We start from the raw sequence: 7,833 nt of genomic DNA on the forward strand, positions 1-7,833 counted from the left end.
CACTGGGGACGTACGCCATATATGGCAGACGGTTGTTCTGAACCACTGCCGAGCGAGTCTCTTGTCCTGTCTGGAACTTCGAAAAACCTAGCGCCGGATACGGACTGGCGGTGGGCCTACCCTCCTCGGTACATGGCGCATAGGAGTGAGAGCTGCGACTGGGCCCAATCGCGGGCGATCTGTTGGATTTCCGTCAGTCCGGACAAGAGTGCGCCAATTTCGCCGCTGATTTCAAGGTTCGTATCTCTTATCCGGCATTGAACAGTATCAAGCGTTATCGTGGCCACAACCTCACTGTCGAGTGGCGGCGTCTGAAAAAGCGTCTCTGCATCCGCCTCGCACGTCAGCAATGCCCTTGCTGTGACTGAGGAGACACTGCTCGAAACGGAGCAGAAATCGACCGACTCCACTTGAAACCGGGCGGTTTGATTTGGACCGACGGGAATCTGTTCGCACAGCTGCAAAGCGGCAATTGACCTGGCGATCCTTGGCCACTCTGGGGTGTCGAGGGCTGATCGGCAGTCTGCTGAAACTGGAGCATAAGACCAAAACGAGATTGCTGCCGCAATGCAGCAAGCTTTGGATTCTCTGGGAAATCGTCCCCTCATTGACCATCCTCTTTTGGCCGAGATGTCGATTTTACGCTACTTGGGGACCGTCAACAAAGGGTTCCATCCGATGACCGGACAACAAAAATTGAGACGAGCTGTCGAGCGAGGATTGGGCAGACATCTGGATCAGGTTCTGTGGTCAACATCGTGCACGACGTGGTTCCCTTTGCCCTGCCGCCAAAGGCTGCCGATAGCCATGAACGGTGCGCCGACCAAGGTGCACCGATGCTTGGCACTGGGATATTTCGTGCCGTAACCCGAAGAATGCCGAGGCAGGACGAGGCACCTCTTGCTGTCACCGAAGTAGCGGCCTCCGAACCGGAAATTGAAGGCTGGTCCGCCTCTCTCGCCTGCCGGCGGCCGGAAGCTGTCCTTCATAATTGGGTCATTTTGCAGTGGCGCTATCGAGTGCGGCAAGCCGCTCAGGTCTTGTCTCTTATTACCGTCCGCAATGTCTCGTTGATGCGATCCTGCCAGCCGGGGCCGTCTTCCTGGAAATAGGCGAGCACATCGCTGTCAATCTTGAGCGAGACAAGCTCTTTCGTTTTTGGGGCCGCTGGCCGGTCGACCGCAGGCGCTGCAGCCTTTTTCGCTGGTTTGAACAGCGCTTCGGCCGCGTCCATCGGATTGAGAGGTCTGCGAGGCGGGTTTGCCATGAGCGAATCTTCCTATTCTGACAGCAGCCGTTACCGTCAGATCTGTTAAAGGCATATCACCTTTTCGCCGGTTATGTGAACCGCTCCCACCCACCGAAGATGTGTGCAAACGATGTCTCGTTACTTGCAATGCCCGTGTCGCCATCACACCTATCACTCACTACCCGTTTTCGATAACTTCCTGCAGCGGCAATTGCCGCTGCGTTCGAAGTCGTCCGGTCGGAGAAGGCGCTCCCCGAAAGGATCGAGCGCCTTTCCGTTTTCAGACGGGTGATTGACTGCCTGAGTGATTGATTTCTGTTCATGCCGGAAGTCGAAACGAATTTGATGCGTGCAGATGCAGACGCATCCCTTGAAATTGGCAAGCACGGGCCGTCGTCGCGCCGAAACGGCATTCTGACACCATTCGCCGCCACTCCGCGTGGGCTTCGAGGCGATGACTGGCGGACGAAGGACGAGGCAACCTGAAAATATTTTTCCAGATCAGTGTCTCTTAGTCGAGGAGTTCAAGCACCTTCAGGAAGTGCGGATGACAACGGATCGGGTCGAGATCCGAGTCGTATTTCACCCACCTTTTTGTTTCGTGGGTGGCGCGGGGGAGAAGTTCCACTAGTAGGCCGATCGCTCGTTCATGTTCACCCTCGAGCGAGTAAAAGCAAGCCATGTTGTATTTCGCCAGGCGGTCGTCGGGATCGATGGTCAAAGCGCGCCCTGCCCATTCCTTAGCGCGATCGAGCTCACCAAGGGCCGCGAGACCCAAAGCCCCCAGGTAGGCGGCTCTCGCGTTTTCCGGACGCAGAACGAGCTCGCGCTCGGCGCGTGCAACACCTTCACGCGCCGCAATCTTCATTTCCTGCTCGCGCCCGAGCGATCGGAGAACGTTAATGAGCACAAGCAAGGCCTGGTAATCGTCAGGCTTGATCTCTGCGGCGCGCTGGAAAAGCCTGGCCGCTTCGTCCAGTTTGCCCTGGGTGAAGCAGGCGCGGGCATAGAAGTAATAGGCTTCAAACAGATTGGGATCGAGGGCAATTGCCTGATCGAACTCTGCCATCGCTTCCGGATGTCGCTCGCGAAGCGAAAGAGCGAGGCCGAGTGAAGCATGCGCTTCTGCAAGACCGCTCTCAAGATCCAGCGCCTTGGCGCTGGCCGCCAGAATGCCGTCGATTGAGACATCAGCGTTATAGTGAAGGAAGAGGAAGGAATCGCAGTCCGCAATTCCGGCGTAGGCCCGGGCATAGAGTGGGTCGAGTTCGACGGCCATGGCGAACATGCGCTTGGCCAGGACGTAATGAGACTTGGAGTGCCAGTGCAGGAAATGCCGTCCTCTAAGGTAATGCGAATAAGCCTCGAAGCTCCCGGTCGGGGCCTGACCGATGACTTTCTTCTCCTCGGGCAACAGCTTGACCTTCAAGTGGTCCACGATGGTACGGGTGATCTCGTCTTGAAGGGCGAAGATGTCGGTGAGATCACGGTCGTAGCGATCGGCCCAGAGATGACCTCCGCCCTTGCCCTCGACGAGCTGCGCGGTGACGCGCACACGCGAGCCGGCCTTGCGGACACTTCCTTCCAGAATAAAGTTTACCCTGAGATCCTGGCTCACCTGCTGTACCTTCGCCGGCTTGCCCTTGTAGGTATACACCGTATTGCGCGCGACGACGAACAGACCGGAGATTTTCGACAGGTCGGTAATTATGTCCTCGGTGATCCCATCACTAAAATATTCTTGCTCGGAGTCGCCGCTGATGTTGTTGAATGGCAGGACCGCGATGGACGGTTTTTCAATCTCCCAAGGCTCTCCTTGGCTTGCATCCGAGCCCCTCGGAGCCGGTGGGAAGTCCAGGGAGATGCCATAAGCGCGCACTGGCCTGTCAATGTTCTTAAGCGTCTGCTCGCCCATGTCCTCGAACCGAAGATCGAGCCGGTTGCCGACATTATCTCGGACGGCTGCAGAGACCGCGATTCCGCCTGGCGTCGCTATGCTTTCAAGCCTCACCGCCACGTTGACACCGTCCCCGAAGATGTCGTCGCCCTCAACGATCACGTCCCCAAGGTTGATGCCCATGCGGAGCTCTATTCGGCTGCGCTGCGGCACACCCGCATTGCGCTCTAGCATGCCCCGCTGGACTGTGGCCGCGCAGGTGACCGCATTCACGACGCTCGGAAATTCCGCCAGAAATCCGTCGCCGGTGAGCTTCACGATGCGACCCTCACATTCGGCGATCTTGGCGTCGATCAGCTCCTTGCGATGCGATTTCCATGCCGCGTGAGTGCCTTCCTCGTCCCGGCCCATGAGTCGGCTATAAGTTACAACGTCTGCGGCGAGGATTGCCGTCAAACGTCTGTGCACCGTCGGATCGTCCATGTGACCATCTCGTCTCCGTGTATTGCCACGCTCGGGGTGCCATAATTCCAGGCCGATCCGATCATACTCCAGCGGTCGATGAATGTCTCTTTTTGCTGCCGCCAAGAGCGCGGACTTGCGCTTTCGGGTCGTCCCCGGCCTCTGATATTCAGAGGGTGTGGATCAAGTTCCATAATTTTTACGCCGTCTTACGAGATAGCCTTGCTCTTCCAAAGAGTTGAAACCGTAGCGCGTCGAGATCTGGCGCACGTGCTGAGGAAAAAGACGGCAATCGAGATCACTGCGCCGGTTTTCGGGTGCCGCGTGAGCTAATCCAGTCTGTTGAGGCCTAACCGGATGTCCTTTACCTGATCTGGACGGTGGTTTTAGGGTTTCCCTCCGGGGGATGAGACCACGGCCTTGGAAGCACGACGGTTTCCGCTATAACTGATAGGGTTCCAACGAGGCTCTTCCATGACGAAGGTTTTCAATCCACCGTCGGTTCGCCGACCCTTCGGAAATTATAATCACGGCCTGCTGGTGCCGTCCGGAGCTTCGTTGCTGGTGACATCGGGCCAACTCGGGATTGGCCTCGACGACACGGTGCCCGGGGACGTGACGGCGCAGGCCGAGCTGTGCTTCGAGGCGATCAGGGCTATACTCGAAGAGGCGGATATGAGCTTTGCTGATGTCATCCGCATTTCGGGCTTCCTGACGCGGCGCGAGGATTTTCCGGCCTATATGGCCGTGCGCGACCGCTTTACCGCGGACCCGAAGCCCACGTCGACGCTGATCATCGTCAGTGGCTTCACCCGGCCGGAATTTCTGGTCGAGGTCGAAGTGACGGCGGCTAAGGTTTTCTAGAATCGCTCCATTGCCGTCTTCACCTTACCAAGGAATGCAGCGCACGTTTCCGCCGTGCAGTTATTCATGTCGTAATGGGCGAGGAAAGTGACCGGCCTCAGTGGGTTTATCTGGGCGCGCAGCACCCGCTTGACGATCTTCTTCGGCGGATTGCCGGCGACGAACGCGCGAAAAGGCGTGGCGCCGTAAGTCAGGACGGCTGCTAGTTTTTGGATGTGCCGGAGCCGCGATTGCACCTGTCCGTCAACCAGCTCGAAAGATACACCGGGCAGCCAGACGCGGTCGAAATATCCTTTGAGGATCGCCGGGAAACCGAAATTCCACACGGGTGTGACGATGACGAGCCCTTCCGCCTGCTTGAGGCGATCGACATAGGGTTTCACCAGCGCGATATTCTTCGGATATTCGTGATAGACGAGGCGATCGCCACGGGAGAGCACCGGATCGAAACTTTCCGCATAAAGATCGCAGCCATCGACCGTGTGTCCGGCCGTGGCGAGACTTTCGAGTGTCTGTCGGTAAAGGGCTGCACCGTAACTCGCTTCCACCGGATGGGAATGAAGGACGAGAACCCTCATGAGGGCTCCATGATGCTGGCAAGACCGGGGAACAGATAGTTCTTGCCTGCCGAGAAGTCGAAATTCGGGTTCTCCCAGGCAATCATCTTGCCGGGATTGAGCAAGCCCTTTGGGTCTGTTTCATGCTTGAAAGCAAGCTGAATCCTGTCGGTCCGCTTCATGCCGCCCTCCTCCAGCGTATAGCGGTGCGGATTGAAGATCGGGCAGCCATGATCCTGATGGATCTCGATGATTTCCTCGAGCCGCCCTTCCGTCGTGTAGCGCACCAGCGGCAGGCCGGAGCACTGGATCTGACCGTCGAACCTGATGAATTCGAGATGCCCAGGCACTTCATCGCCGAAGATTTCGACCATCTTCTGAACCTTCTCGACATGATCCGGTCCCGGATACTGGACCTGAAGATAGGTGAATTTCGGATCGATCTTCAGCGCACGGAGCGTCGTGTGGTTCCAGGCAAGCTCGTAGGCATGCGGAATGCCCCGCATGCTCTCCACCTTGTCGGAACGAAAAATGATCTCGCCATTTTGCGATGCCGCAAAGGCAAGGAACGCATCCATGGAGTGCGGGGCAATCATCAAGACGACGACTGACTGATCCTTGCGGATGTAGGGCCTGTGGCGGGTGAAGTAGTCATGCGGAATCGGGGCGGCAATCGGCGCGATTTCCTTGACCAAGATGCCGTTGGACCGTGCGAGCTTATCGGAGAAGCGGACGGCCGTCATGAAATCGTCGTAGCCGACCAGCACGTCCACCCAATCGTAGGCCGGCGCGAGCGGCATTTCGATCTCGGTGATGATGCCGTTCGTGCCGTAGGCGTGGCTCACCTTCTGCAGGTCCCAGCCCGTCAGGTCGAGCACTCGCGGTTCTGCTTCCATGGTAACGACGCGCAGCCGCAGGATATTGCCGAGGTCGCGCAGTCCACCCCACGTGATCGAGCCGACGCCGCCGGAGCCGCCAGCAATGAAGCCACCGATCGTTGCGGTCTGGGCTGTCGACGGGTGGAAGCGCAGTTCCTGGCCGGAATGGGCCTTCGTCTGCTTGTCCAGTTGCGCCATGACGATGCCAGGCTCGCAGATGACGCGCCCTGGATGGATTTCCTTGATCTTGTCCATGGCCGCAAGATTGAGCACGATGCCGCCGGAAAGCGGCATGGCCTGGCCGTAATTGCCGGTGCCGGCGCCGCGCGGCGTCACGGGTACGCCGTGTGCGAACGCGACCCGCAGCGTCTGGATCACCTCGGCTTCGTCTTTCGGCGTAACGACGAGATCGGCGGTCACGTTGTCGAGCTGGGCCTTCAGGATCGGCGAGTACCAATAGAAATCGCGGCTCTTTTGACGCACGAGCGCTGGATTGTCCTCGATGGCTATGCCTGCAAGTTCCTTTTTGATCTTTTCGTAATCCGGCATGTCAGGCTCCAACGACACTATCGAGTTCACGGTAATCCGGCAGGCTGCGGTCGATCACCTTGCCGCGCCGAAGCACGACGCGGTCAGACTGCGGACGGGAGAGAAATTCGCTCCAGCGCCGGGCGCTGAAGAGTACGAGATCGGCCGGGCCTCCGGGGGCGATCCGGCCGATATCCGGGCGGCCGACGATCGACGCTGGCGACGTGGTGATGATGCGAGCAGCCGTATCCAGGGGATGATCGAGATGCAGGATGCGTACCGCCTCGCGGAAAACCTCGACCGGATCAAGATCGCCATAGGCATAGAACGGGTCGCGGGTATTGTCGGACGCGACGGCGGTCTTGACTCCGGCTTTGGCAAGCTCCTTGAAGAGCGTTACCCCACGCCATCGTGGCGTGCGGTCCGGATAGCGGTCCTGGAGATACATGTTGCACATCGGAAGCGAGATGATCGACAGGCCGGCCCTGGCGACCAATTCGACAGTTCTCTGAGCGAGACCGTCGTCCTGTCGGGCGAGCGAGCAGCAGTGGCCTGCCGTGACCTTGCCCTGAAAGCCGTTGCGGATCACCGAGTCGGCGATTGCTTTTAGCGTTTCAGCGCCCGGATCGTCCGTTTCGTCTACATGCAGGTCGACGTCGAGCCCACTGTCTGCGGCCGCACGAAAGAGCTTATCCAACTGCCAGACGAGGTCTGGTCCCATCTTCGTGACCCCGCCAAGCAGGCCGCCTTTATTGCGAACGACCGTCACGAGATCGGCGAAATAGGCCGCATCTGCCACGAGCTCCATGGGAAAGAGCGCGACAGCTTGCAGTGTAATCCTATCCTTCCAGGCATCCCGCACGTCGTCGAAGACATCGAAGGAAATCCTGTGCTGCGGAGCGATAGAATCGAGATGCGTGCGTATGAGGCTGGTGCCGTGAGCGTAGGCGGAGCGTAGTGAGAATTCCATCCGCATTCTGACGTCTGTGGTGGACCAATGCGCCTCCCGATCGACGCGCACCGCCTCCAACGCTCCCATGAAGGTGCCATCGAGGTTGGCGTTGCGGGACCATATATGTCCCTTGTCGAGATGCGTATGAACGTCCATGAAGCATGGCCAGGCCATGCCGCCCTTAAGATCGGACCTTGCATAGTCCGCGGGTGCTTCGCCTGGCGGCAGAACGGCGGAAACCAGACCGTCTGCGACGACGATATCAGCCCTGACGAGACCCTCTTCGGCCGGTGCGGTGTAGCCGCTGACAGCTGCCGCCGGAAGCGTTGCATTGCTCAGCACGAATCGGCCGGCATTGGGAGGTGAGATGAAGGAATAGGTCATCAGTTTTCCCGTTCCAGGCTGCTTTCATGCCAGCGATGCAGGCTGAGCCACGAGATGAATGG

The 7,833-nt window shown here is 58.6% G+C and carries 6 protein-coding genes; 1 reads left to right on the forward strand and 5 read right to left on the reverse strand.

The window, feature by feature from the left end; all coding sequences use genetic code 11:
- Positions 1-1,033: 1,033 nt before the first annotated feature.
- Positions 1,034-1,267 (reverse strand): BrnA antitoxin family protein, encoded by a 234-nt coding sequence (locus C9413_RS24090; protein ID WP_040114992.1) that lies wholly within the window; start codon positions 1,265-1,267, stop codon positions 1,034-1,036.
- A 493-nt stretch (positions 1,268-1,760) separates the two neighbouring features.
- Positions 1,761-3,629 carry a tetratricopeptide repeat protein gene (locus C9413_RS24095; RefSeq protein WP_040114993.1) on the reverse strand — a complete coding sequence of 623 codons (1,869 nt, stop codon included), beginning with the start codon at positions 3,627-3,629 and terminating at the stop codon, positions 1,761-1,763.
- A gap of 453 nt (positions 3,630-4,082) precedes the next feature.
- Between C9413_RS24095 and C9413_RS24100 the strand changes: the two genes are divergently transcribed.
- Entirely contained in the window at positions 4,083-4,472 is a 390-nt protein-coding gene (locus C9413_RS24100) for a RidA family protein (RefSeq protein WP_040114994.1), read from the forward strand.
- Here the strand turns inward: C9413_RS24100 and C9413_RS24105 are convergent.
- Genes C9413_RS24105 through C9413_RS24115 form a run of 3 tightly spaced genes read right to left on the reverse strand, consistent with a single transcriptional unit; the run spans position 4,469 to position 7,771 of the window.
- Complete coding sequence (locus C9413_RS24105; RefSeq protein ID WP_040114995.1) at positions 4,469-5,050, reverse strand: NAD(P)H-dependent oxidoreductase; 582 nt, start codon at positions 5,048-5,050, stop codon at positions 4,469-4,471. The genes C9413_RS24100 and C9413_RS24105 overlap by 4 nt on opposite strands.
- Entirely contained in the window at positions 5,047-6,456 is a 1,410-nt protein-coding gene (locus C9413_RS24110) for an FAD-binding oxidoreductase (protein ID WP_040114996.1), read from the reverse strand. Before C9413_RS24110 ends, C9413_RS24105 begins: the two co-directional genes overlap by 4 nt.
- A gap of 1 nt (position 6,457) precedes the next feature.
- Positions 6,458-7,771, reverse strand: coding sequence for a cytosine deaminase (locus tag C9413_RS24115; protein WP_040114997.1), 1,314 nt, complete (start codon positions 7,769-7,771; stop codon positions 6,458-6,460).
- Between the last annotated feature and the right edge of the window lie 62 nt (positions 7,772-7,833).

Origin of the sequence: Rhizobium sp. SEMIA 4085, from assembly GCF_013004495.1 — a bacterium.
GTDB lineage: Bacteria > Pseudomonadota > Alphaproteobacteria > Rhizobiales > Rhizobiaceae > Rhizobium > Rhizobium gallicum.